General features: G+C 71.8%; 19 protein-coding genes. 12 read left to right on the forward strand and 7 right to left on the reverse strand.

The window, feature by feature from the left end; genetic code table 11:
• From WML84_RS03460 to WML84_RS03475, 4 genes are all read right to left on the reverse strand, one after another.
• On the reverse strand, window positions 1-725 hold a 725-nt coding region (locus WML84_RS03460; RefSeq protein ID WP_347344747.1), incomplete at its 3' end, for an ABC transporter ATP-binding protein.
• A gap of 190 nt (window positions 726-915) precedes the next feature.
• On the reverse strand, window positions 916-1,464 hold the full coding sequence (locus tag WML84_RS03465) for an ECF transporter S component (RefSeq protein WP_347344748.1): 549 nt from the start codon (window positions 1,462-1,464) through the stop codon (window positions 916-918).
• Between the two features lie 78 nt (window positions 1,465-1,542).
• Window positions 1,543-2,442 (reverse strand): pirin family protein, encoded by a 900-nt coding sequence (locus WML84_RS03470; protein WP_347344765.1) that lies wholly within the window; start codon window positions 2,440-2,442, stop codon window positions 1,543-1,545.
• 74 nt (window positions 2,443-2,516) lie between these two features.
• Window positions 2,517-2,861 carry a GNAT family N-acetyltransferase gene (locus tag WML84_RS03475; RefSeq protein WP_347344749.1) on the reverse strand — a complete coding sequence of 115 codons (345 nt, stop codon included), beginning with the start codon at window positions 2,859-2,861 and terminating at the stop codon, window positions 2,517-2,519.
• A gap of 83 nt (window positions 2,862-2,944) precedes the next feature.
• Here WML84_RS03475 and WML84_RS03480 point away from each other — a divergent pair, with 83 nt between their 5' ends.
• Complete coding sequence (locus tag WML84_RS03480; RefSeq protein WP_347344750.1) at window positions 2,945-3,481, forward strand: DUF1697 domain-containing protein; 537 nt, start codon at window positions 2,945-2,947, stop codon at window positions 3,479-3,481.
• A 30-nt stretch (window positions 3,482-3,511) separates the two neighbouring features.
• Here the strand turns inward: WML84_RS03480 and WML84_RS03485 are convergent, their stop codons facing one another.
• Window positions 3,512-4,318, reverse strand: coding sequence for a DeoR/GlpR family DNA-binding transcription regulator (locus tag WML84_RS03485; RefSeq protein ID WP_347344751.1), 807 nt, complete (start codon window positions 4,316-4,318; stop codon window positions 3,512-3,514).
• Between the two features lie 220 nt (window positions 4,319-4,538).
• On the opposite strand from WML84_RS03485, the gene WML84_RS03490 reads away from it, so the two are divergent.
• The 7 genes from WML84_RS03490 (at window position 4,539) to recQ (ending at window position 13,308) form a co-directional block, all read left to right on the forward strand.
• Window positions 4,539-5,840 carry a sugar ABC transporter substrate-binding protein gene (locus tag WML84_RS03490; RefSeq protein WP_347344752.1) on the forward strand — a complete coding sequence of 434 codons (1,302 nt, stop codon included), beginning with the start codon at window positions 4,539-4,541 and terminating at the stop codon, window positions 5,838-5,840.
• A gap of 68 nt (window positions 5,841-5,908) precedes the next feature.
• Window positions 5,909-6,841: a sugar ABC transporter permease gene (locus WML84_RS03495; protein WP_347344753.1), complete on the forward strand. Its 933-nt coding sequence runs from the start codon at window positions 5,909-5,911 to the stop codon at window positions 6,839-6,841.
• Between the two features lies 1 nt (window position 6,842).
• On the forward strand, window positions 6,843-7,688 hold the full coding sequence (locus WML84_RS03500) for a carbohydrate ABC transporter permease (protein ID WP_347344754.1): 846 nt from the start codon (window positions 6,843-6,845) through the stop codon (window positions 7,686-7,688).
• A 35-nt stretch (window positions 7,689-7,723) separates the two neighbouring features.
• Window positions 7,724-8,584 carry a ketose-bisphosphate aldolase gene (locus tag WML84_RS03505; RefSeq protein ID WP_347344755.1) on the forward strand — a complete coding sequence of 287 codons (861 nt, stop codon included), beginning with the start codon at window positions 7,724-7,726 and terminating at the stop codon, window positions 8,582-8,584.
• Between the two features lie 33 nt (window positions 8,585-8,617).
• Entirely contained in the window at window positions 8,618-10,012 is a 1,395-nt protein-coding gene (locus WML84_RS03510) for an ADP-dependent glucokinase/phosphofructokinase (protein WP_347344756.1), read from the forward strand.
• Entirely contained in the window at window positions 10,009-11,085 is a 1,077-nt protein-coding gene (locus WML84_RS03515) for a class I mannose-6-phosphate isomerase (RefSeq protein ID WP_347344757.1), read from the forward strand. Before WML84_RS03510 ends, WML84_RS03515 begins: the two co-directional genes overlap by 4 nt.
• A 189-nt stretch (window positions 11,086-11,274) precedes the next feature.
• Window positions 11,275-13,308, forward strand: coding sequence for a DNA helicase RecQ (gene recQ / locus WML84_RS03520; RefSeq protein ID WP_347344758.1), 2,034 nt, complete (start codon window positions 11,275-11,277; stop codon window positions 13,306-13,308).
• An 80-nt stretch (window positions 13,309-13,388) separates the two neighbouring features.
• Here recQ and WML84_RS03525 read toward each other — a convergent pair whose 3' ends face one another.
• Entirely contained in the window at window positions 13,389-14,429 is a 1,041-nt protein-coding gene (locus tag WML84_RS03525; protein ID WP_347344759.1) for an ornithine cyclodeaminase, read from the reverse strand.
• 135 nt (window positions 14,430-14,564) lie between these two features.
• Here WML84_RS03525 and WML84_RS03530 point away from each other — a divergent pair, with 135 nt between their 5' ends.
• Entirely contained in the window at window positions 14,565-14,987 is a 423-nt protein-coding gene (locus WML84_RS03530) for an Lrp/AsnC family transcriptional regulator (protein ID WP_347344760.1), read from the forward strand.
• A 51-nt stretch (window positions 14,988-15,038) separates the two neighbouring features.
• Here WML84_RS03530 and WML84_RS03535 read toward each other — a convergent pair whose 3' ends face one another.
• Window positions 15,039-15,953, reverse strand: coding sequence for a LysR family transcriptional regulator (locus WML84_RS03535; RefSeq protein ID WP_347344761.1), 915 nt, complete (start codon window positions 15,951-15,953; stop codon window positions 15,039-15,041).
• A 93-nt stretch (window positions 15,954-16,046) separates the two neighbouring features.
• On the opposite strand from WML84_RS03535, the gene WML84_RS03540 reads away from it, so the two are divergent.
• From WML84_RS03540 to WML84_RS03550, 3 genes are all read left to right on the forward strand, one after another.
• Window positions 16,047-19,634: a bifunctional proline dehydrogenase/L-glutamate gamma-semialdehyde dehydrogenase gene (locus WML84_RS03540; RefSeq protein WP_347344762.1), complete on the forward strand. Its 3,588-nt coding sequence runs from the start codon at window positions 16,047-16,049 to the stop codon at window positions 19,632-19,634.
• Window positions 19,635-19,717: 83 nt separating this feature from the next.
• Window positions 19,718-21,223 (forward strand): MFS transporter, encoded by a 1,506-nt coding sequence (locus WML84_RS03545; RefSeq protein ID WP_347344763.1) that lies wholly within the window; start codon window positions 19,718-19,720, stop codon window positions 21,221-21,223.
• 203 nt (window positions 21,224-21,426) lie between these two features.
• Window positions 21,427-23,190 (forward strand): glycoside hydrolase family 3 N-terminal domain-containing protein, encoded by a 1,764-nt coding sequence (locus WML84_RS03550; RefSeq protein WP_347344764.1) that lies wholly within the window; start codon window positions 21,427-21,429, stop codon window positions 23,188-23,190.
• Window positions 23,191-23,381: the final 191 nt, after the last annotated feature.

Consider the following 23,381-nt stretch of genomic DNA (forward strand, 5'->3'; position numbering starts at 1 on the left):
TCGGCGCGCTCGCGCAGCACGGCGTCCACGTCGCCGTCGGCGACGGTGCGTCCGTCGGCGTCGAGCACCACGACCCGGTCGGTCATGCCGACGGCGGCGTCGAGGTTGTGCTCGATGAGCAGGATCGACCGGTCGCCCGCGGCGACGACCTCGGCCAGCGCCGCGTAGACCTCCTCGATGCCGCGCGGGTCGAGGTTCGCGGTCGGCTCGTCGAGGACGAGGAGCGGCGAGCCGAGGGCGAGCGCGCACGCGATCGCGAGCCGCTGCCTGCCGCCCCCGGAGAGGCGGTCGGGGTTGTCGGCGCGGCGCTCCCACAGCCCGACGCGGCGGAGCGCCGCCTCGCTGCGCGCGAGCACCTCGTCGACGGGCAGCCGCAGGTTCTCGGGGCCGAAGGCCACCTCGTCGAGCACCGTGCCGGTGACGAGCTGCGCGTCGGGGTCCTGGAACACCATGCCCACGTGGGTGCTCAGCCGCGCGACCGGCGTGGTGGCGGCGTCGAGCCCGGCCACCTCGACCGAGCCGGTGACGCTCGCCGGCACCGACTGGGGGATCAGCCCGTTGAGGGCGAGTGCGAGCGTCGACTTGCCCGAGCCGCTGGGGCCGAGCAGCAGCACGACCTCTCCCGGCGCGATCCGGAACGTGGCCGCGGCGGGGGTCGCGGCATCCGACCCCTCGTGGACGATGCCGACGCCGCGCACGTCCACGAGCGGGGCGGCAGAGGTCACGGACGGTCCAAGCGACGAGGGCGGAGGGAGCACCTCCAACTTAGCCGGGCCTTACCTGCCGGACCGCCCGCTCGGTTCCGCGGTCGTCGTCGTCCCCGGCCTCGCGACGTCGCGGACTCCACGGGATCCGGGCGAGGTCGCGCGGTCGGCGTGCTTCGAACAGCCGCGGAGCCTCGTCGTGCGGGGGGCCTCAGCGCACCGCGCGCGCCACTCCGGCCCGCCGCAGGCTCGCGCCGAGCGCGAGGCCCGCCGCGGTCCACAGGATCGGTCCCAGCACGAGCAGCGCGTAGAACACGACGAGCGCCCACGGCTGCAGCGTGCCCGCGTCGAGGGCGAAGCCCATCGCGACCGCGAGCACGACGCCGACGATGCCGCCGGAGAGGAAGAAGCGCCAGCGCTGCCAGATGCGGTAGCGGGCGAGCGCCGCGATGCCCTCCTGCAGCCCGCCGATGAGGAGGGCCGTGCCGAGGTAGCGGCCGATCCACTGCGGGGCGAACGCGCTCGCGACGAGCGCCGCGACGCCGTGCGTGACGAGGGCGACCCACGGCAGCCGCAGCATCTCCTGCGCGATGACGCCGGGGACGACGTGCGAGCCGAGCACCAGGCCGTACACGATGGGCAGCACCGCCCACACCGGCGCGCTCACGTATCCGGCGAGAGCGCCGAGCAGACCCGTCGCGACTCCGATCGCCGCACAGATCAGCAGGACGCGCGTCGAGAGACGGGATGCCGTGGCCACCCCCTCAGCGTACCCGCGGCTCACGCGCGGCATCCGCCGCTCGCGCACGCCGCCTCTCGACCCGGGCCGTGCCCGCGGCTACGTGCGCCGGCGGCGTCGGGTGAGTCGCACGTGCGGCAGCGGCGGCGCGGGGATGCGCTCGTCCGCGTGGCCGACGACGTGCCCGAACCGCGCCGCACCGGCCTCCCACGCGTCGCGCGCGGCCTCGACCTCCTCGTGCGTGCGGGCGACGAAGTTCCACCACATCACGATGTCATCCTCGAAGGGCTCGCCGCCGAGGAGGAAGAGGGTGGCGGCATCCCGCGTCTCGATCTCGATGCCGTCGCGGTTGGTGCCGAGGTAGAGCAGGCTCTGCGGCGGCAGGCCGACCGCCGGTCCGGCGGCGACGACGGGTGCTCCGTCGACGCCGACGAGGGCGTGCTCCCAGTCCGGCCGCAGCGGCACGGTGACGCGGACGCCGGCGGGCAGATGCAGCTCGGCGCCGACGATGGGCGTGAACATGACGGCCGGCGAGGCGACGCCGGCGAGCTCGCCCACCACGACGGTGGCCCGCGCGCCGTCGCCGAGGTCGACGACCGGCAGGTCGGCGTGCTGCTCGAAGGCCGGCCCGCCGTGCCGCCGCGACTCGGGCAGCGCGACCCACAGCTGCAGGGCGTCGAGGGGCACCGGGCCGTCGCCGAGCGAGTACTCGGAGTGGGCGATGCCGGCGCCGCTCGTCATGAGGTTGAGCTCGCCCGGGCGGACGACGATGTCGCTGTCGACGGCATCCCGATGCCGCACCTCGCCGACGAACGGCCACGTGACCGTCTGCAGGCCGATGTGCGGGTGCGGCTCCACGCGCATGCGCGTGACCTGCGGCCCGAACCGGTCGAGGAAGCACCACGCGCCCACCATCGGCAGGTCGCGCTGGGGCAGGCTCCGGTGCACCGACATGCCGCGGATGCCGCCGAGCGGCACCTCGCGCGCCTCGAGCAGCAGCGCGCGGCGGCCGTCGTCGGCCGCATCGCCCGCGTGGCGGAGGGCGACCTCGGCGGTGTCGGCGTCGAGGCGGGTCACGCCGACGCCTCCTCCTGCCCGCGGCCGTCGCGCCAGGCGATCGACAGCCCGGGCACGTCGTGGGTCTCGAGGTAGCGCACGACGAACGGGCACACCGGCACCACGGTCTCGCCGCGCCGCGCGACGTCGGCCATCGCGCCCGCGACGACGGTCGTGCCGAGCCCGCGACCGCCGAAGGCGTGGTCGACGAGCGTGTGGTCGAACACGAGGCGCCCGCGCGCGTCGGCGTGGAAGTCGGTGAAGCCGGCGAGCAGATCGCCGAGCCACACCTCGTAGCGGCTCTTCTCGTCGTCGCGGATCACGACCGGCTCGGCGGCGGGGTCGGGGTTCGTGGGGGACATCGATGCTCCTCTCGTCGCGTTCGTTCCAACGTAGGCGGCGGCGCGGGTGTTCCGCGAGGGGTCCCGCGTCGCACAATGGGTCCATGACGGCCTACCTCGGGTTCCTGCGTGCGATCAACCTCGGCCCCACGCGCGTGTTCCCGAAGGACGACATCCGTCGCACGGTCGGCGAGGCCGGGTTCGCGGATGCCGAGACTTACATCAACACGGGCAACGTGCGGTTCACGACCTCGATGCGCTCGCGGGCGCGCATCGAGGAGAGGCTCGAGGCGGCGTTCGCGGCCGACCGCGGGTTCGAGGTGCCGACGATCGTGTACGCGGCCACGGAGTTCGGCGCGCTCGCCGGCGCGACCGCAGAGCTGCACGACGCGCATCCCGACGCCGTCCGCCACTACGTCTACCTCCTCAAGGAGGAGCCCGACGCCGACCAGGCGGCTCGCATCGAGGGCACGTCGTCGGACGACGGCGTCATGGTCGTGCGGGGTCGGTCCGCGCATGCGCTCCTGGGCCCGGGGTACCGTCCGGGTGCCGTGGATCCGCTCGGCGCATCGCGGCTCCTGGGGGTCGGGACCGCGCGCACCGCCAAGGTCGTCGCCACCCTCGCCCAGAGGTGGTGCTGACGGCATCCCGCACCCGGGGCGCCCGCGCCGTCAGGGGGTGAGGATCTCCACATCGGCCGCGCGCAGCGCCGCGGCGAGCTCGGGACCGGGCTCGACCTCGCTGACGAACCAGTCGGCACGGCCGAGCTCGGCGATCTGGGCGAAGAGGCGGCGGCCGAACTTCGTGGAGTCGGCGAGGATCGCCACGCGCGACGCGTGCGACATCATCTCGGCCATCATGGCGGCGTCGCCGAGGTTGCTCGTCGAGTACCCGGTCGCCGAGACGGCGCCGACGCCGATGATCGCGAGGTCGGCCTGCACCTCGAGCTGCTCGCCACCGGGGGTGAGCTGGAAGCTGACCGGCCCCGTCGTCGTCTGCGCGACCGTGCGCACCGCGCCGCCGAAGACGTAGAGGTCGCGCACCGCCTTGGTGGGGACCTCCGACGGGATGCGGAGGTTGTTGGTCGCGATGGTCAGCTCGCGGTGGTCGCTGAGATGCCGCACGACCGCGAGCGTCGTGGTGCCGCCGTTGAGCATGACGACGGCACCGTCGGGCACGAGGCGCGCGGCGACCTCGGCGATGGCCTCCTTCTCCTGCGTCTGCATCCGCATGCGGACGTCCATCGCGCGGTCGCTGCGCGGGTGCGCGGCGACGCTCACGGCGCCCCCGTGCGTGCGCACGAGCAGTCCCTCGGCGTCGAGCAGGTCGAGGTCGCGACGGATCGTGTCGATCGACACGTCGAACCGCTCGGAGAGCTGCGCCACCGTCAGCTGCCCGGTCGTGCCGAGGAACTCCAGCAGCGCGGCGCGACGACCCGCGGGCAGATGCCGTGAGCCCGTGGACGGTGTCGACGACATGGTCTCTGTCTAGCACAGATCGGCACGGCCGCCGCAGATGCCGCCACGGAGCAGCACAAGGCTGCAAACACGGGAACGTGCGCGCGGCTTCGCGAAACTCACCGCTGATCACGAACGGGTCTCGTTCCTTGACCGCCGGGACCGAGGAGGGCTAGCCTGCTGATGTTGCAAGAAAGCGCGAAAAACTGCGCAAAGCAGCAAGAACCGGAAGAGGAGAATCATGAGCAAGGATGCTCTGGCGCGCCGGCGAATGGCGAAGATCGCCGTTGCGGGCGCGGCGACGATGGCCATGCTGACCGTCGCAGGCTGTTCGGGAGGCGGAAACGCGACCACGCCGTCGGAGGGCGGCGGCGACGTGACGATCGAGTTCGCGCAGTGGTGGGAGCCGGAGCTCCCCGACGGCGCGTTCCGGGCGCTCATGGACACCTTCGAGGAGGAGAACCCGGGCATCACCGTGGACCTCGTGAGCGGTCCCTACGCGTCGACGAAGGAGCAGCTGTTCGCGGGCGCCGCCTCGGGCACGATGCCCGACGTCGTCGGCCTCGACGGCGCGTGGGTCAACGACTTCGCCTCGCAGGGCGTCATCGCCGACCTGTCGGCACTGATGGACGAGTCGGGCTACGACGACAGCGAGCTGGCCAGCCAGATCCAGGTCGACGGCGCGACCTACATGATCCCGGTCGTGAACTTCGTCTACCCGATGTTCACGAACGACGCGCTGCTCGCGTCGGCGGGCGTCGCCGCCCCGCCGAGCACGCGCAGCGAGTTCGCCGACGCCGCCGGCAAGATCTCGGCGCTCGGCGCCGACACCAGCGGCTGGGTGCTGCCGCTGTCGCTGGAGGCCCCGAACGGCGTGCAGAACGACGTCATGTCGTGGGTGTGGGCCTCGGGCGGCACGATGCTCGAGGACGGCCAGCCCGACCTCACCAACGACGACGTGCACTCCGCGGTCGACTTCATCAAGGGCCTGTGGGACGACAAGGTCATCGCCCCCGGGTCGTTCACGATGAAGGAGCAGGACAAGGTCGAGGAGTTCACGAACGGCCGCGTCGGCATGATGATCGACTCGCTCGCGCACATCAACCTGATCCGCGAGACCAACCCCGACCTGGCGTTCTCGATCTCGGCGCTCCCCGCCGAGGACGGGTTCGACGGCGAGCGCGGCATCCCGTACGCATCGTGGGGCATCGGCGTGGCGGAGAACTCCGCGAACAAGGACGCCGCGTTCAAGCTCGTGTCGTTCCTCATGAGCGAGGACGTCAACTCGGAGCTGTCGTCGATCGCGAAGGCGTTCCCGGGCAACAAGAACTCGGTGCCGGACTTCGTCGAGAGCGACGAGCTCTTCAAGACGGCGTTCGAGATCTACCAGACCGGCTACCCCGCCAACGAGTTCACCGGGCTGCCGGTCGCGGAGGAGCTCATGCGCCTCTTCGGCAAGGAGCTGCAGGCGATGCTCGACGGCCAGCAGACGGTCGACGAGATGCTCGACAAGGCCCAGAAGGCCTGGGAAGCAGAGTTCTGAGACCTTAGCCCACCCGGACGCCGCGCGGCGCGTGCCGCGTGCCGCGCGGCATCCGGTCGGCGGAAGTCATGACAGACATGCAGACGCTCCAGAGCACAGACACCGGCACGCAACGCACCGGTGCATCGCCCACCCGCCGTCGTCGCGACACGCGACGTGCGGCCGAGTCCTACGGGTTCCTCGCCCCGACGCTGATCCTGCTGTTCGTCCTGATGATCGTGCCGATCGTCATGGTCGTGGGGTACTCCTTCCAGGACAACGTCATCCTGAACAAGACGCCGGAGTTCATCGGGTTCGGCAACTTCGCGACGATCCTCGGCGACCCGCAGTTCTGGAACGCCACCTCCAACACGCTGTTCTTCACGATCGTCAGCGTCGCCATCCACCTCGTGCTCGGCCTGACGTTCGCGATGCTGCTGAACAGTCAGCTGATCGGCGCCGTGCCGCGCGCGATCTTCCGGGCGCTGTACATCCTGCCGTGGCTGTTCACGGCCGCCGTGATCGCGGTGCTGTGGCGCATGCTGCTCTCTCCCAACGGCGTGATCAACTTCCTGCTCAACACGAACGTGGAGTGGCTCGCCTCGCCGCAGCTGGCGCTGGGCACCGTCACGTTCATCAACATCTGGGCCGGCTACCCGTTCTTCATGGTGAGCCTGCTGGCCGGGCTCCAGGGCATCCCGGCCGACCTCAACGAAGCCGCCACCGTCGACGGCGCGAACGGGGTGCAGCGGTTCTGGAGCGTGACCATCCCGCAGCTGCGTCCGATCATCATCAGCCTCGTGCTGCTGGATCTCATCTGGACGTCGCAGCAGTTCGCGCTCATCTGGATGACGACCGGCGGCGGACCCATCAACGTCACCGAGGTCCTCAGCACCTACACGTACAAGCTCGCCTTCGCGAAGTACGACTTCGCGCTGGCCTCGACGAGCGCCGTGCTCGTGCTCGTGATGTCGATGGTGCTCGCGGTCCTCTACGTGCGGCACCAGAAGGCGAGGGACTGACATGGCCATGACCCTGCAGGGGCGGCGCAACACGATGCGCGTCGGCGTCGTGATCGGCCTCGTGCTCGGCGCGATCTTCGCGGCCGGCCCGGTGCTGTGGATGCTGTCGAGCTCGTTCAAGTCGAACACCGAGATCTTCGAGCTGCCGCCGCGGCTGATCACCGAGAGCTTCTCGTTCGACGCGTACGTCGCGATCTTCACGACGCCCGAGACGGTGCGGTTCTTCGTCAACAGCTACATCGTGTCGGGGGCGGTGACGGTCCTGACGCTCATCGTCGCGATCCAGGCCTCGTATGCGTTCAGCCGGTTCGAGTTCCGCGGCAAGCGGATCCTGAACGTCGTGATCGTGAGCGTGCAGGCGGTGCCGCCCATCACACTGCTGATCCCGTACTTCGGGCTCGTCGTGGGCCTCGGGCTGTACAACACCTACCCGGGTCTGATCTTCACCTACATGGTGTTCACGCTGCCGTACGCGATCATCATGATGACCGGCTACTTCAACACGATCCCGCGCGAGCTCGACGAGGCCGTGCGCATGGACGGCGCCGGCTCCATGACCGCGCTGTGGCGCGTGCTGGTGCCGATCTCGGTCCCGGGCATCGTGTCGGTCGGCATCTACACGTTCATGATCGCGTGGAACGAGTACCTGTTCGCGCTCACGCTGACGCGGACGATCGACATGCGCACCGTGCCCATCGGCATCCAGCTGCTCATGGGCCAGCACTCCTACGAGTGGAACCAGATCATGGCGATGAGCATCCTCGGCTCGATCCCCGTGCTCGTGCTCTTCCTCGTCTTCCAACGGTTCTTCATCAGCGGCCTCACGGCCGGCTCGGTGAAGAGCTGACGCACCCCCACCCAACCGATACGGAGAAAACACCAGTGCTCACTTCAGGCAACCGCCTTCTGACCGTCGCCCACGAGAACGACTTCGCGATCCCGGCGTTCAACATCAGCGATTGGGCGATGTTCAAGGGCATCATCGAGATCAGCGAGGACAAGGGCGCACCGCTCATCGTCGCGATCCACCCCGACGAGGTCAGCCACCTCGGGGTCGAGCTGATCCCGGCCATCCGCGAGCGCGCGCACCGCTCGTCGGTCCCGGTCGCGATCCACTGGGACCACGGCGCGAGCTACGAGGAGATGCTCGTCGCGATCCAGGCCGGCTTCACGTCGGTCATGATCGACAAGTCGCTCGCCCCGTTCGAGGAGAACATCGCGATCACCAAGCAGGTCGTCGACGCCGCGCACGCCGTGGGCGTGAGCGTCGAGGCCGAGCTCGGCACGATCGGCAAGGCCGACGGCTACGGCGAGGGCGGTGCGAACGAGATCGTCTACACCGACCCCGACGACGCGGTCCGCTTCGTGCGCGAGACCGGCGTCGACAGCCTCGCCGTCGCGATCGGCACCTCGCACGGGCTGTTCCCGTCGTGGAAGGTGCCCGAGCTGAAGCTCGACCTGCTCAAGGACCTCAAGGCGGCCGTCGGCATCCCGCTCGTGCTGCACGGCGGCTCGGGCAACCCGGACGACGAGATCGCCAGGTCGGTGAAGCTCGGCATCAACAAGATCAACATCTCCAGCGACATCAAGGTGGCCTACCACGACCGGATGCGGGAGGTGCTCGCCGACCCCAAGCTGCGCGAGCCGAACGTCATCCAGCCGCCGGCGGTCGAGGCGATGAAGGCGGTGGCGGCCCATAAGATCGACCTGTTCGACGCCGCCCAGAAGGCGCACCTCTACTGAGTCCGAACCTCCACGAGTCCGAAGGCGAGCGAGTTGGACGTTGAACTGGTGCTCGGGATGAGCGGCACGGTCGACTACGAGGTGCGGTGGGATGCCTCGGCGATCGAGTCGCTGGCCCGACCGTTCGAGATCTCGGTGGCCGAGCTCGATGTCGCGACGCCCGTCACCGACCTCCGGAGCCTGCTCGTCTCCATCCTGTCGTTCCTGCGGGACGGCGGGGGAGGCGAGCGCTCCGCGCGGTCGGCGACGGTGCTCGAGGAGCTCGCCGCGCGACTCCCCGGGCGCGCCACCCTCGGCGGCACCGGGGTGCGGGCGGCCCTCGCCATGGACGTGGTCGGCGTGCCGAGCACCGTGCACCTCGTGGCGCTCGACGACACGGCGCGCGGGCTGCTGCCCGCGCGCGTGTCGGCGATCACGGCCGTCGCCGACGAGCCGCTCGTGCCGCACGTGATCGTGCAGTTCCCGCGCGGGGCCTCGGTGCGCGTCGCGGACGGGGTCGTGAGCGCGCCGCGGTCGAACCGGATCATCTACGTGAACGACCGCCCGAACCGCGAGCTGCCGCTGAGCGCGGAGCTGGACGACCTCGTTTCCCGCGCCGACGTGCTCCTGATCTCGGGCGTCAACGCGATCGTGGACGACGGGCTGCTCGCCGACCGCGTCGCGCGGCTCACGGCCCTCGCCCGTGCGGCGGACGGCCTCGTCGTGTTCGAGGATGCCGGCTACCACGAGCCCGCCTTCGGCGTGCGGGTCCGCGACGCGCTCGCCCCCGTCGTCGACGTGTACGGCCTCAACGAGGACGAGCTCTTCGGCTATCTCGGCGCGAGCGTCGACCTCCTCGACGCCGACGCGGTGGAGGACGCGCTGCGGCGCGCGGAGGAGCTGATCCCGGCATCCTGTCTCGTCGTCCACACGCGGCACTGGGCGGCGGCCGTCGGCGAGCGCGCGACGGAGTACGCGGCGGCGCTGCGCGGCGGGGCCGTGATGGCGACGACCCGCTACGTGCACGGCGACGCGATGACCGCCGACGACTACCGGCGCACGGCGCAGGCGCCCCCGCAGGCCGCGAGCGTCGCGTTCGCCGCGGAGCTGGAACGCCGCGGCGCGGGCCGCATCGTGTGCGTGCCGGCGTTCGACGTCGACACCGACAGCCCGACGACCGTCGGGCTCGGCGACAGCTTCGTGGGCGGGTTCATCGCGGTGCTCGCCCGGCGGGCGGCGGCGGGCGCGGCCGGGGCGGATGCCGTGGGATCGGGCGTCGCGGGGGCGGATGACGTGCCGCGGGCCGCCGGGGCCGCGGTGGGAGGGTCGCACGCGGAGTCGGACGTCGTGGACCCGTCCGCAGGACCGGAGGCCGCCGCCGGGCCGGCCGCGGTCGGCCCGCTCGAGCCCGCCGGGAGCGGCGCCGGCGCGGAGAGGAGCCCGCGATGAGCATCGAGATCCTGGAGTCCAACCGCCCGCCCGCGCGCTTCTACCGTGGGGGCCGGCGCATCGCCGAGTTCCGCGGCATCGGTCCGGTCGGCGAGCGCGAGCCGGAGGACTGGGTCGGCTCCGTCACCACGGTGCGCGGCGAGGCCCCGGCCGGGCTTTCGCACCTGGCCGGCGGCGAGCGCGTCGCCGACGCGATCGCGCGCGACCCCGACGGCTGGCTCGGCGCGGCGCACGTCGCCGCGTACGGGCCCGACCCGATGCTGCTCGTGAAGCTCCTCGACGCGGGGGAGCGCCTGCCCGTGCACGCCCACCCGGGCCGCGCGTTCGCGGCGGAGCACCTCGGCCTCGCGCACGGCAAGACCGAGGCGTGGTGCATCCTCACGCCGGGCACCGTCCACCTCGGCCTCGTCCGCGACCTCGCCGAGAGGGAGTTGGCCGGCATGCTCGAGGGCCAGGATGCCGCCGAGATGCTCGGCGCCATGCACCGGCTCGAGGTGGGTCCGAGCGACGTGGTGCACGTGCCCGCCGGAGTGCTGCACGCGATCGGCGAGGGCATCCTGCTCGTCGAGCTGCAGGAGCCCGAGGACGTCTCGATCCTGGTCGAGTGGGCCGGGTTCGCCATCGACGGTCCCGCGCTCGGCCACCTCGGGCTCGGGTTCGACCGCGCCCTCGGCGCGATCGAGACCCGCGCGCGCACCGCGGACGAGATCGCCGCGCTCGTGCACCGGGCCGGGTCGGCGGGGCCGCTGCTGCCGGCCGAGGCGGATCCGTTCTTCCGCGTCGAGCGCGTGACCGTGGACGGGCGGGCCGAGCTGTCGCCCGGGTTGGCCGTGGTCGTGGTGCTCGACGGCGAGGTGGCGCTCGCCGCCGCCGGTTCGGAGCCCGAGGTTGTCGCTGGTTCTGTCGCTGCCGGTTCGGAGCCCGAGGTTGCCGCCGGCTCCGCCGTCGCCGGCTCCGAGCACCGGGTCGGCCGCGGGACGACCGCGCTCGTGCCGCATCGTGCCGGCCCGGTGCGGGTCTCCGGTCGCGGCGAGCTGCTCGTGTGCCGCCCGCCGTCCCCCTCCGCGGGCTGAGCGCCGCTTCCTCCGCTGACGCCCCTCCCTCCGGCATCCGTTCGCTGTGGTGTTCGCCCCCGAGCCTCTCGCGGTGAGAGGAGCGGTGAGTCTCACGGTGAAAGGGGCGGTGAGAGAAGGCGCTCGGAGCGGATGCCGGTTGGGGACGACCCGCACCGGGTGTCGGCGGGCGCGGCTATCGTGAATCGGGTGAGCAGTGCCGGAGACCCCTACGCCGACCTCGTGTGGGATCCCGACGAGCTCGCGCCGCCGGACGACCTCGACGCACCGCCCCCGCCGGAGTTCGACCACTATGGGGCGTCCGTCGCCCGCGCCGCGTCCGCACCCGCCGTGAGGAGCGAGAGGACCGTCAGACGTCCGGCTTCCCGCCCCGCGGCGGCGGGGCCCGTACCTCGCCCGGCAGCGGCGGCGGCATCCGGCGACCCGCGCGAGGTGCTGAAGCGCGTCTTCGGCTACGACGACTTCCGCGGCGACCAGGCCGACGTCGTGGCGCACGTCGTGGCGGGCGGCGACGCCGTCGTGCTCATGCCCACCGGCGGCGGCAAGAGCATCACGTACCAGGTGCCCGCCCTGGTCCGTCCGGGCACGGGGCTCGTCGTGAGCCCGCTCATCGCGCTCATGCACGACCAGGTCGACGCGCTCGTCGCCAACGGCGTGCGCGCCGCGTACCTCAACTCGACCCAGACCCCCGGCGAGCGCGCGGGCGTCGAGCGCGCGTTCCTCGCCGGCGAGCTCGACCTGCTCTACGTCGCCCCCGAGCGGCTCTCCGCGCCGCAGACCACGCACCTGCTGCAGCGCGGGCGCCTCAGCGTCATCGCGATCGACGAGGCGCACTGCGTGTCTCAGTGGGGTCACGACTTCCGGCCCGACTACCTCGCGCTCGGCGACCTCGACGAGCGGTTCCCGGGGGTGCCGCGCATGGCGCTCACGGCGACCGCGACGCCGGCGACGCACCGCGAGCTCACCGAGCGGCTCCGGCTCGGCTCGGCCCGGCACTTCGTGGCGAGCTTCGACCGTCCCAACATCCAGTACCGCATCGAGGCCAAGGTCGATCCGCGCCGCCAGCTCGTGCAGTTCATCCGCGCACAGCCCGAGGGCGCCACCGGCATCGTCTACGCTCTCAGCCGCAAGTCGGTCGAGCAGACCGCCGATCACCTCCGCGCGCAGGGGGTCGACGCCCTCCCGTACCACGCGGGCCTTCCCGCCGAGGTGCGGTCGCGTCACCAGTCGCGGTTCCTGCGCGAGAGCGGTGTCGTCATGGTCGCGACGATCGCGTTCGGCATGGGCATCGACAAGCCCGACGTGCGCTTCGTCGCCCACGTCGACCTGCCGAAGTCGGTCGAGGGCTACTACCAGGAGACCGGTCGCGCCGGCCGCGACGGCGATCCGGCCGTCGCGTTCATGGTCTACGGGCTCGGCGACGTCGTGCAGCAGCGGCGGCTCATCGACCAGAGCCCGGGCGACCGCACGTTCAAGATGCGACTGGGTCAGCACCTCGACGCGATGCTCGCCCTGTGCGAGACGGTCGGATGCCGTCGCCAGAACCTCCTCGCCTACTTCGGGCAGGAGTCCGGCCCGTGCGGCAACTGCGACACGTGCCTGACCCCGCCCGAGACGTGGGACGGACTGGTGCCCGCCCAGAAGCTCCTCTCCACGATCGTGCGGCTGCAGCGCGAGCGCGGGCAGGCGTTCGGCGCCGGCCACCTCGTCGACATCCTGCGCGGCGCGTCGACCGAGCGCATCCGCCAGCAGGGCCACGACCGGCTCGCCACCTACGGCCTCGGCGCCGAGCTGAGCGAGCAGGACTGGCGGAGCGTCGTGCGGCAGCTCCTCACCCGCGGCATCCTGGTCGCCCGCGGCGACTACGGCGTGCTCGGCCTCGGCGACGCGGCGTCCGCGGTGCTGCGCGGCGACGAGCCGGTGCCGCTGCGCCGCGACGTGCTCGGCCGCGCCGAGTCGTCGCGCGTACGCAAGGCGACGGCGGCCGACGCCCTCGCCGACGACGACCGGGAGCTGTTCGAGGCGCTGCGCGCGTGGCGTGCGGAGCAGGCGCGCGAGCAGAGCGTGCCCGCGTACATCGTGTTCGGCGACGCCACGCTCCGTGCGCTCGCCGAGCATCGCCCGCGCGACGCGGCCGGGCTCGACGGCATCACCGGCATCGGGGCCAAGAAGCGCGACGCCTACGGCGACGCGGTGCTCGCGGTCATCGCCGCGCACTCCTGAGCGCCGAACGCTCGAGCCCCGACGTCCTGCGCGGCGCCTGCACCGGCCCCGGGTCAGGCGGCCGGCTCACGCGGCGCGGGTCACGCGGTCGCGGTGACGGCGGGGGATGCCGCGGTCACGAGTGCGAACAGATCCTTCGGGTCGGCGGGGTCGGCGATCAGATCGACGTCGATGCCGATCTCGAGGCCGCGGATGCTGTCGGCCAGGAACCGGAGGGCGGAGAAGTCCTCGACGGCGAAGCCGACCGAGTCGAACACCGTGATCTGCTCCGGCGAGGTGCGTCCGAGGAGCTCGCCGGAGAACACGCGCCACAGCTCGGTGACGGGGAAGTCCGGACCGAAGAGCTGGATCTCGCCTTCGATGCGGGTCTGGGGCGGGTACTCGACGAAGACGTCGCCGCGCTCCAGGATCGCGGGATCCAGCTCCGTCTTCCCGGGGCAGTCGCCGCCGATGGCATTGACGTGCATGCCGGGGGCGACCATCTCGTCGGTCAGCACGATCGCGTTCTGCTTGTCGGCCGTGCAGGTCGTGACGATGTCGGCGCCGGCCACGGCGTCGGCGCCGCTCGTCGCCCGGTGCACGTCGAAGCCCAGGGTGCGGGCGTTGCGCTCGAACTTGTCCATCGCCGCGGGGTCGGTGTCCCAGATCCGCAGGCGGTCGACGCCGAGCAGCTCGCGGAAGGCGATCGCCTGGAACTCCGCCTGGCTTCCCGTGCCGATGAGCGCCATCGTCCGCGAGTCGGGGTGCGCGAGCGCGCGGGCGGCGACGGCGGACATCGCCGCGGTGCGCAGCGCGGTGAGGATCGTCATCTCCGACCACAGCAGCGGGTACCCGCTCTCGACGTCGGCGAGCACGCCGAACGCCGTCACGGTCTGGAGCCCGCGCGACGGGTTGAGCGGATGGCCGTTGACGTACTTGAACGCGTACGTGCGGCCGTCGCTCACCGGCATCAGCTCGATCACGCCCACCGCGGAGTGGCTCGCCACGCGCGGCGTCTTGTCGAACTCCGGCCAGCGCAGGAAGTCGTCCCTGATCGCCTCAGCCATGCCCGCGATGATCTCCGCGATCCCGACCTCGGTCACGAAGCGGCGCATGGAGGCGACATCGACAAAACGGACCATCGGCGGCATCCTCTCGGCGGACATGGGTGGACGTCTTCCACGATAGGAATCGAGCGCGATCACTTTCAACGGTCAATGTGCGGCGATCTGCAAAGCCACTGCACAGATCGGCAGGTTGAGCCATACGATCCGATCATGGATGACCTCGATCGCCGGCTCCTCTCGCTGCTCCGCGCGAACGGGCGCGAGCCGATCGCCAACCTCGCGCACCGGCTCGGCGTCACGCGCGCCACGGTCAACGCGCGACTGCGGCGGCTCACCGACGCCGGCGTGATCGTCGGGTTCTCGGTGCGCGTGCGGGATCCGAGCGAGGCGTCGGCGGTGCGCGCGATCATGCTCGTGGCCGTCGAGGGCAGGAGCACGCGCGACGTGATCCACGAGCTGCGCGGCATCCCGGCCATCGCCGCGCTGCACACCACGAACGGCAAGTGGGATCTCGTCGCCGAGCTCAGCTGCGAGAGCCTGGCCGCCTTCGACGCGGCGCTCGGCGCGGTGCGCGACATCCCCGGCATCCGCGACAGCGAGACGAGTCTGCTCCTCAGCTCCGCGACCGTGTGACGACCGTGGCGTCGCGGCGCGAGCTCGCGCGGCGGACCGGCCGCGGACCCGTCACGCGAACCGCAGCTCCGCGGCCTCCGCGGCGAGCGCCTCGCGCACGGCGGCGAGCGCCGGGTGCGACCTGCGCGAGACCCGGGCCGCGGTGAAGATCGTGCGCTGCGGATCGCCCGGGAGGGCGAGCAGTCGCAGTCGCGCGGACGCTCCGACGTGCACGAGGCCGGGGAGGAGCGCGACGGCGTTGCCCGACTCGACGACGCGCAGATGCGCCTGGAGGTCGGCGGTCTCGAAGCGGATGTCGGGTTCGAAGCCCGCCGTGCGGCACGCCTGCTCCGCCCAGTGCCGCGTGGCGGCGCCGATCGGCTCCATGACCCACGGCAGCTCGGCGGCGTCGGAGAGCTGCCTCACCCGGTCGAACCGGGGGTCCCCCGATCCGAGCGGGGGGATGCCGAGGGTGATGGAGTCGCGCGCGAGCGGCTGGCGGTCGAGGCCGGGGAAGTGCACGGCGGAGTGCCCCGGGTACTGCTCGGCGACGACGAGGTCGAAGCCCCGCGCCCAGGTCTCGCGGAGAGCCGCGCCCGGCTCGTACTGCACGACCTCCACGCGCAGCGCGGGGTAGTCCGCACGCAGTCGGCGGAGCGCCGGCGGCATGATCGCGAGCATCGCGGTCTGGAACACCGCCACCCTGACCGTGCCGGTCACCTCCGCGCGCACCCGGTGCAGCGCCGCCTCGGCGCGTTCGAGTCCTGCCAGCAGCTCCTCCGTCTCGGCCACGAGCGCCGCGCCGGCGGGGGTGAGCTCCAGCGTGCGCCCGGTGCGGCGCAGCAGCGGCACGCCGGCCTCGCGTTCGAGCAGCCCGAGCTGCTGCGACACCGCCGACGGGCTGTAGTTGAGGGCTCCGGCGACCGCGGCGATCGTGCCGCGCGCGCTCAGCTCCCACAACAGGCGGAGGCGCTTCATCTCCAGCATGGCCGACCTCCGTCCAATGGATAAGTTTTCCTTCACATTATCCGGCAGATACGTTCGCTTTACGTTAGGCTTTCGCGCCGCCACACTGGCCACGTGGCACACAGCGCAACTTCCTCCCGCACCCCGAACAACCCCGGCGCGAACGACGTCCGCCCCCAGGACCTGGCGGCGCCGGCCGTCGAGCTCGTCCGCCGATGGGTGCGCGAGGCCGCCGAGTTCCCGGTCGACGCCTCGGCGGCGAGGCTCGCCGGAGTGCTGCGCGACCCGCACGGCCTCGACTTCACCGTCGGGTTCGTCGACGGCGTCGTGCGCCCCGAAGACCTCGGCGTCGCCGCCAAGAAGCTCAAGGGGCTCGTGCCGCTGACCCCCGGGTTCCTCCCCGCGCCGATGCGCGCGGCGATCGGCGTGGGCGGCGCCCTCGCGCGGCCCCTTCCCGGTGTGGTGGTCCCGATCGCCCGTCGCGTGCTGCGGCAGATGGTGAGCCACCTCATCATCGACGCGAGCGACGCCAAGCTCGGCACGGCGATCGCCAAGATCAAGCGGTCGGGCGCGCGGCTGAACGTCAACCTCCTCGGCGAGGCGATCCTCGGTCAGGGCGAGGCCGAGCGGCGCCTCTCCGGCACGCACCGGCTGCTCGCCCGCGACGACGTGGACTACGTCTCGATCAAGGTGTCGTCGACGGTCGCGCCGCACAACCACTGGGCCTTCGACGAGGCCGTCGACCACATCGAGGCGCAGCTCGTGCCGCTGTTCGAGCGCGCGGCGGCCGCCCAGCCGCACAAGTTCATCAACCTCGACATGGAGGAGTACAAGGACCTCGACCTCACGTTCGAGGTGTTCACGCGCATCCTCGACCGTCCCGAGTTCCTCCGCCTCGAGGCCGGCATCGTGCTGCAGGCCTACCTGCCCGACGCTCTCGGCGCGATGATTCGCCTGCAGGAGTGGTCGGCGGCGCGGGTGGCGCGCGGCGGCGCGCCCATCAAGGTGCGCGTCGTCAAGGGCGCGAACCTGCCCATGGAGCTGGTGGACGCCGCGATCCACGGCTGGCCCTCGGCCACGTGGGGCTCGAAGCAGGCGAGCGACACCAGCTACAAGGCCGTGCTCGACTACGCGCTGCAGGCCGACCGGGTGCAGAACGTCCGCATCGGCGTCGCCGGTCACAACCTCTTCGACGTGGCCCTCGCGTGGCTTCTCGCGAAGGCGCGCGGCGCGCAGCAGGGGATCGAGTTCGAGATGCTGCTCGGCATGGCGACCGGTCAGGCCGCCGCCGTCGAGCGCGAGGTCGGCGGACTGCTGCTGTACGTGCCGGTGGTGCACCCCGACGAGTTCGACGTCGCGATCGCCTATCTCATCCGGCGGCTGGAGGAGGGCGCCAGCGCCGAGAACTTCATGTCGGCGGTCTTCGAGCTGCAGGACAGCGAGGTGCTGTTCGAACGCGAGAAGGAGCGGTTCCTGACCTCGCTGCGTGGCCTCGGGCAGCTCACCGGCGACGGCTCCGTCGGCTCCTACGACGTGCCCGCGCCGAACCGCACGCAGGACCGGCGCGGCTACGACGAGCCCGGTGTCGCGGACCGTGTCGACGCGCACGTCGCTGCCGGCCGGACGGGCGGCTTCGACAACACGCCCGACACCGACCCCGACCTGCCCGGCAACCGCGCCTGGGGCAGGCGCATCGCCGAGCGCATGGTCGCGTCGCAGCTGGGCACGGCGCTCGTGGCCGAGGCATCCGTCGCCGACGAGGACGCGCTCGACGCGGTCGTCGCACGCGGAGTGGCCGCCGCGGACGCCTGGCAGGCGCTCGGCGCCGACGAGCGCGCGCGCATCCTGTACCGCGCCGGCGAGCGGCTCGAGGCGCGCCGCGCGGACCTCCTCGAGGTGATGGGCTCGGAGTGCGGCAAGACCCTCGACCAGGGCGACCCGGAGGTCTCGGAGGCGATCGACTTCGCGAACTACTACGCGATGCTCGGTCAGCAGCTCGAACGCGTCGACGGGGCGACCTACCGCCCGAAGAAGCTGATCGCGGTCATCCCGCCGTGGAACTTCCCGGTGGCGATCCCCGCCGGCGGCGTCCTCGCTGCGCTCGCGGCCGGGTCGTCGGTCGTCGTCAAGCCCGCCACGAGCTCCGCCCGATCCGGCGCCGTCATGGTCGAGGCGCTGTGGGAGGCCGGCGTGCCCCGCGACGTGCTCCAGCTCGTGCAGTTCCGCGACCGCGGCCTCGGCTCGAAGCTCGTCGCCGACCCGCGCGTGGACCGCCTGATCCTCACCGGCGCGTACGAGACCGCCGCGAGCTTCCGCGAGCTGCGTCAGGACCTGCCGATCCTCGCCGAGACCAGCGGCAAGAACGCGATCATCGTGACCCCGCACGCCGACCTCGACCTCGCGGCGCGCGACGTGGCGCAGTCGGCCTTCGGCCACGCCGGGCAGAAGTGCTCGGCCGCCTCGCTCGTGATCCTCGTCGGCTCGGTGGCCGGGTCGAAGCGCTTCCGCGGCCAGCTGCTCGACGCGGTGCGCTCGCTCGTGGTCGGCACGCCGGAGAACCTCCCGACCCAGATGGGCCCGGTCATCGCCGCGCCGTCCGGCAAGCTGATGCGCGGTCTCACCGTGCTCGGGCCCGGCGAGACCTGGCTCGTGCAGCCGAAGCCCCTCGCGAGCGACAGCCCGCTCGCGTCCGACCGTCACGGCGGCAACCGGCTGTGGAGCCCCGGCGTCCGCGACGGCGTGCGCCGCGGATCCGAGTACCACCTCACCGAGTACTTCGGCCCGATCCTCGGGATCATGACCGCCGAGACGCTCGACGAGGCCATCGACATGGTCAACGAGATCGACTACGGGCTCACGAGCGGGCTGCACTCGCTCGACCGCGACGAGCTCGCCCTCTGGCTCGATCGCATCGAGGCCGGCAACCTCTACGTGAACCGCGGCATCACCGGGGCCATCGTGCGGCGCCAGCCCTTCGGCGGCTGGAAGCGGTCCGCGATCGGCGCCGGCACCAAGGCCGGCGGCCCGAGCTACCTGCACGGGCTCGGCGACTGGGAGGCCGCCCCCGTGACGGCCGGGCGCCGTGCGCCGCGTCCCCGCGCCGCGGACCTGCTGAGCGCGGCCGAGCGGTCCGGCATCCCCGCCGGCGACCTCGAATGGCTGCGGTCCGCGCTCGGCTCGGACGCCGTCGCGTGGGCGGAGGAGTTCGGCGTCGCGCGAGACGCCTCGCAGCTGGGCGTCGAGCGCAACGTGCTGCGCTACCTGCCGGTGCCGGTCGTGGTCCGGGTCGGCGCGAACGCCTCGACGGCGCAGGTCGTGCGCGTCGTCGCGGCCGGGCTCGCCGCCGGCTCGGCGCCTGTCGTGAGCACCCCGGTCGCGCTCCCCGGCCCGATCGCCACGGCGCTCGCCGCGGCGGACGTCGAGGTGCATCACGAGGACCGGGATGCCTGGGCCTCGCGCATCCGCTCTCTCGCCGCCCAGGAGGGCCCGCACGCCGGCGCACGGGTTCGCGTCGTGGGCGACGCGGACGAGGTCGCGGCGGTCTACGCCGCGGCCGGCGGCAAGCCCGACATCGCCGTCTACGGCGGACCGGTCGTCTCGGCGGGCCGCGTGGAGATGCTGCCCCACCTGCACGAGCAGGCGGTGTCGATCACCGCGCACCGCTTCGGGACCCCGAACGACCTCTCGCACGGCCTGATCTGAGATCCCACGAGCGCGCGGGAGGCACGGCGTGCCTCCCGCTGGAGAGGCGCGCCCGCGCCTCCCGACCCATGGAAGGAAACATCATGTCCGCATCGCCCCCGGAGACACCGACCCGGCCGCCCACACGGCGTCTCGAGGTCACCGACGTGATCGTCGTGGAGAAGTCGAAGATGCGCACCGCCCTCACCGGCGCGTTCGTCGGCAACTTCATGGAGTGGTACGACTTCGGCATCTACGGCTACCTCGCCATCACCATGCACCACGTCTTCCTGAGCGGGTTCGGCGAGTCCCTCGGACTCACCCTCGCGCTCCTCGGATTCGCGGTGTCGTTCCTGGTGCGCCCCCTCGGCGGCCTCATCCTGGGGCCCATCGGCGACAAGGTCGGACGGCAGAAGGTGCTGTACTTCACGATGGCGATCATGGCCGCCGCCACCGCGCTCATCGGCATGCTGCCCACCGCGGACCAGCTCGAGGGATGGTGGGGCCCCGGCACGGGCGTCTGGGTGATCGTGCCGCTCTACCTGCTGAAGATGCTGCAGGGCTTCTCGACCGGCGGAGAGTTCGCCGGCGCCTCCACCTACGTCGCCGAGTTCTCTCCGGATCGCTCGCGCGGCTTCTGGGCGTCGATGCTCAACATGGGCTCCTATCTCGGGTTCGCGGCGGGCGCCTCCGTCGTCGCCCTCACCACGGTCCTCCTGGGCAACGACGTCCTGGTCGACTGGGGCTGGCGGATCCCGTTCCTCATCGCCCTCCCGCTCGGCGCCGTCGCCATCTGGTTCCGCATGCGGATCCCCGAGACGCCGAGCTTCGAGGTCGCCGCAGAGACCGAGGACGACTACACCGACCCGCGCGACCCCCGCGTGCGCCACGGCCTCGGCGGTCTCGTCCGCTACTACTGGAAGGCCATCCTCATCGGCATCGCGATCGTCGCGGCCGAAGGCGCCGCCGGCTATGCGCTGACGAGCTACATGCCGACCTACCTCGAGAACGAGGTCGGGGTCTCGAACCTGCAGGCCGCCGTCGCGACCATCCCGGTGCTCGTGGTCATGTCGCTGTGCCTGCCCTTCATCGGCAAGCTGTCCGACCGCATCGGCCGCAAGCCGGTGTACTTCATCGCGGTGGGATCGACGCTCCTGTTCATGGTGCCGGCGTTCGCGATCCTGCAGATCGGCGAGGAGTGGGCGGTGTTCCTGGCCCTCAGCATGGTGGCGGTCCCGGTGGCGTTCTACGTCTCGATGACGGCGTCGGCGCTCCCCGCCCTGTTCCCGACGCCGTCGCGCTTCGGAGGCATGGGGCTCACCTACAACATCGCCGCCTCGTTGTTCGGCGGCACGACGCCGCTGTTCGCGAACCTGCTGGTCGACGCCACCGGCAACAAGTTCATGCCCGCCTTCTACATCATGTTCTTCGCGGCGATCGCGGCGATCGCGCTGTTCGCGATGAAAGAATCGGGCAAGCGGCCGCTGCTGGGCTCGGTGCCGACGGTCACGAGCCGCGAGGAGGCGCAGCGACTCGTGGACACGCAGGACGACAACCCGTTCATCGACACGAGCACGATGCCGTTGCCCGTGCTGGCGGGCGGCAAGTAGCGCCTCGCCCGACGCACGTCGCGTCGCAGGCACGCAGAGCGCCGGCGGGATCCGATTCCCGCCGGCGCTCTGCGCATCGACCGCGGCGGCGTCCCTGCGACGCGTCGAAACCGATCGCACACGGGTTTTCGCTGTGCAGAGGCCCGCGACGGCGCTATGGTCGGGGTGGACACCGACGACGCTGCCACCCGAGAGGAACCGCCATGACCGCCGCTCCCGAGAACCGCCCCTGGCTCGACGCGAGTCTGCCCGTCGACGAGCGCGTCGACCTGCTGCTGCGCGAGATGACCGTGCCGGAGAAGATCGGGCAGTTCTTCCACGCGATGATCTCGATGGGCGAGGGCGGAGAGCTGTCGGACGGCAACCCCGAGTTCAACATCGCGTCCAACCGCGAGTACGTCGTCGATCGGCACATGTCGCACTTCAACGTGCTGGGCGCGGCCCCCTCGGCGGGCGAGCTCGCGCGCTGGTACAACAACATCCAGGAGCTCGCCGCGTCGACCCGCCTCGGCATCCCGGTGACGATCTCCACCGATCCGCGGCACTCCTCGAGCGAGAACCCGGGCGCGGCGATCTTCACGAGCTCGTTCTCGCAGTGGCCCGAGCCGCTCGGCCTCGCCGCCACGCGCGACGCGGCGCTCGTCGAGCGCTTCGGCGACATCGCGCGGCAGGAGTACGTCGCGGTCGGGATCCGGGTCGCGCTGCACCCGCAGATCGACCTCGCGACCGAGCCGCGCTGGGCGCGGCAGCTGCAGACCTTCGGCGAGGACGTCGACCTCACGAGCGAGCTGGGGGCGGCGTACATCCGCGGCTTCCAGGGCGAGACGTTCGGCGCGGGCTCGGTGTCGACCATGACCAAGCACTTCCCCGGCGGCGGCCCGCAGAAGGACGGCGAAGACCCGCACTTCGACTACGGCCGCGAGCAGGTGTACCCCGGCGACCAGTTCGAGCTGCACCTGAAGCCCTTCGAGGCGGCGTTCGCGGCCGGCACGCGTCAGATCATGCCGTACTACGGCATGCCGGTGGACACCGAGTACGAGGAGGTCGGCTTCGGCCTCAACAAGGACGTCATCACCGGGCTCCTGCGCGAGCGCTTCGGCTACGACGGCATCGTGTGCACCGACTGGGGGCTCATCACCGACCAGGCGATCCTCGGCACCGAGTTCGCGGCGCGCGGCTGGGGCGCCGAGCACCTGACCCCGCACGAGCGGATGGCGAAGATCCTCGACGCCGGCTGCGACCAGTTCGGCGGCGAGCAGTGCGTGTGGATCCTGAGCGATCTCGTGCAGTCGGGGCGCATCGCCGAGGAGCGGCTCGACGAGTCGGTGCGGCGCCTGCTGCGCGAGAAGTTCGATCTCGGCCTGTTCGACGACCCGTACGTCGACGCCGGAGCGGCGGACGAGATCGTCGGAAGCCGCGAGTTCCGCGAGGCGGGGCTCGACGCGCAGCGCGCCTCGATCACGGTGCTCAGCAACGACGGCGTGCTGCCATTCGGCCGCGGCGCGAAGCTGTACGTCGAGGGCGTCTCGGCCGACGTCGCCGCCGAGTACGGCGAGGTCGTGAGCACCCCCGCCGAGGCCGACCTCGCGATCCTGCGGATCCAGGCGCCGTACGAGCAGCGCGCCTCGGCGTTCGAGAACTTCTTCCACGCCGGCTCTCTGGACTTCCCGGCCGAGGTGGTGGAGCACGTCGCCGAGGTCGCGGCATCCGTCCCCACCGTCGTGGACGTGTTCCTGGACCGGCCGGCGATCCTCGCGCCCGTCGTCGAGGCGGCGAACGCCGTCGTCGCGAACTGGGGCGCGAGCTCGGCGCCGCTCCTGGATGTGCTCAGCGGCGCCGCGCGGGCGACCGGCAGGCTGCCGTTCGACGTGCCGCGGTCGATGGCGGCGGTCGAGGCATCGCGCCCCGACGTGCCGTTCGACACCGTCGACCCGCTGTTCCGCTTCGGGCACGGACTCTCCCTCTGATCCGCCTCGTGCGCGGCCGCGCACGCTGACGTCCTCGGCGCTCGCGCGCGAGAGCGGGAGGTGTCGGGAGTGGACAAGGAGGGCGGCGAGGGCGGCGGGGCCTGTTTGTGAGCGCTCTACAATGCACTTGAGGTCTGGTTGTGGCTGATCTACGTTCGTCGTGATCCCAAGCCGAGAGGTCCCACAATGAC

Source organism: Microbacterium sp. (assembly GCF_039812165.1).
Classification (GTDB): domain Bacteria; phylum Actinomycetota; class Actinomycetes; order Actinomycetales; family Microbacteriaceae; genus Microbacterium.

What these genes read in the sequence shown, in the direction of transcription:
- WML84_RS03495 (WP_347344753.1), top strand. Translation starts at nt 5,909, where the DNA reads ATGACAGACATGCAGACGCTCCAGAGCACAGACACCGGCACGCAACGC.
- WML84_RS03530 (WP_347344760.1), top strand. Translation starts at nt 14,565, where the DNA reads ATGGATGACCTCGATCGCCGGCTCCTCTCGCTGCTCCGCGCGAACGGG.
- WML84_RS03480 (WP_347344750.1), top strand. Translation starts at nt 2,945, where the DNA reads ATGACGGCCTACCTCGGGTTCCTGCGTGCGATCAACCTCGGCCCCACG.
- WML84_RS03500 (WP_347344754.1), top strand. Translation starts at nt 6,843, where the DNA reads ATGGCCATGACCCTGCAGGGGCGGCGCAACACGATGCGCGTCGGCGTC.
- WML84_RS03535 (WP_347344761.1), bottom strand. Translation starts at nt 15,953, where the DNA reads ATGCTGGAGATGAAGCGCCTCCGCCTGTTGTGGGAGCTGAGCGCGCGC.
- WML84_RS03545 (WP_347344763.1), top strand. Translation starts at nt 19,718, where the DNA reads ATGTCCGCATCGCCCCCGGAGACACCGACCCGGCCGCCCACACGGCGT.
- WML84_RS03525 (WP_347344759.1), bottom strand. Translation starts at nt 14,429, where the DNA reads ATGGTCCGTTTTGTCGATGTCGCCTCCATGCGCCGCTTCGTGACCGAG.
- WML84_RS03485 (WP_347344751.1), bottom strand. Translation starts at nt 4,318, where the DNA reads ATGTCGTCGACACCGTCCACGGGCTCACGGCATCTGCCCGCGGGTCGT.
- WML84_RS03490 (WP_347344752.1), top strand. Translation starts at nt 4,539, where the DNA reads ATGAGCAAGGATGCTCTGGCGCGCCGGCGAATGGCGAAGATCGCCGTT.
- WML84_RS03475 (WP_347344749.1), bottom strand. Translation starts at nt 2,861, where the DNA reads ATGTCCCCCACGAACCCCGACCCCGCCGCCGAGCCGGTCGTGATCCGC.
- WML84_RS03550 (WP_347344764.1), top strand. Translation starts at nt 21,427, where the DNA reads ATGACCGCCGCTCCCGAGAACCGCCCCTGGCTCGACGCGAGTCTGCCC.
- WML84_RS03515 (WP_347344757.1), top strand. Translation starts at nt 10,009, where the DNA reads ATGAGCATCGAGATCCTGGAGTCCAACCGCCCGCCCGCGCGCTTCTAC.